This window comes from Methylobacterium bullatum, from assembly GCF_014845095.1.
GTDB lineage: Bacteria > Pseudomonadota > Alphaproteobacteria > Rhizobiales > Beijerinckiaceae > Methylobacterium > Methylobacterium bullatum.
In genome coordinates this window covers 1-508 of record NZ_NKUG01000125.1, presented here as the reverse complement: position 1 = coordinate 508, position 508 = coordinate 1, and the positions used below count along the sequence as shown (strand labels likewise).

General features: G+C 70.9%; 1 protein-coding gene. It reads right to left on the bottom strand.

Features of this window, described 5'->3' with window-relative positions; all coding sequences use genetic code 11:
- On the bottom strand, positions 1–508 hold a 508-nt coding region (locus MBTS_RS17120; protein WP_483403776.1), incomplete at both ends, for a DUF5691 domain-containing protein.

The following is a 508-nucleotide window of genomic DNA, read 5'->3' as shown; positions in this document are numbered from 1 at the left end:
GTGAAGGCCTCGGACAGGGAGGAGGGGGGCTGCCTCAGAAGGGTCAGGATCGTATCGATCTCCCCCTTGGCGAGCATCTGCGTCACCGTCGCCTCCCATTCCGCAGCGGGAAGCGACCGCACGGCGCTGGCCCAGGTCTCACGGAGGGCATCGCCCGGCTCGATGCCGGCGAGGCGCCCGGCGGCCGCCTCGCCCAGCACCGACACCATCGTCCGTACCCAGTCGAGGTCGCGCTCGCGGCGCGCGGCGGTGAGAAGGCCATCGACGATCTGGATCGGCCATTCGCTGCGCAGGGCCAGTTCGATCCAGAGCCTCGGCGGATGTTCGGCGAAGGCGTGGAGGGGAGCGGCGGCGATGACGCTCTCGAGCAGACCGGCCCTCGCGCCGCCGCGCCTCCGCTCGTAGGCGTTCGGCTCGATCCCGTCCCGGGCGAGCGTCGGCGATTCCTCCGGCAGCGTGACCACCAGAGTGTGTTTCGTCCCGCCGAGGAGCTTCTCGCTGCTCTCGA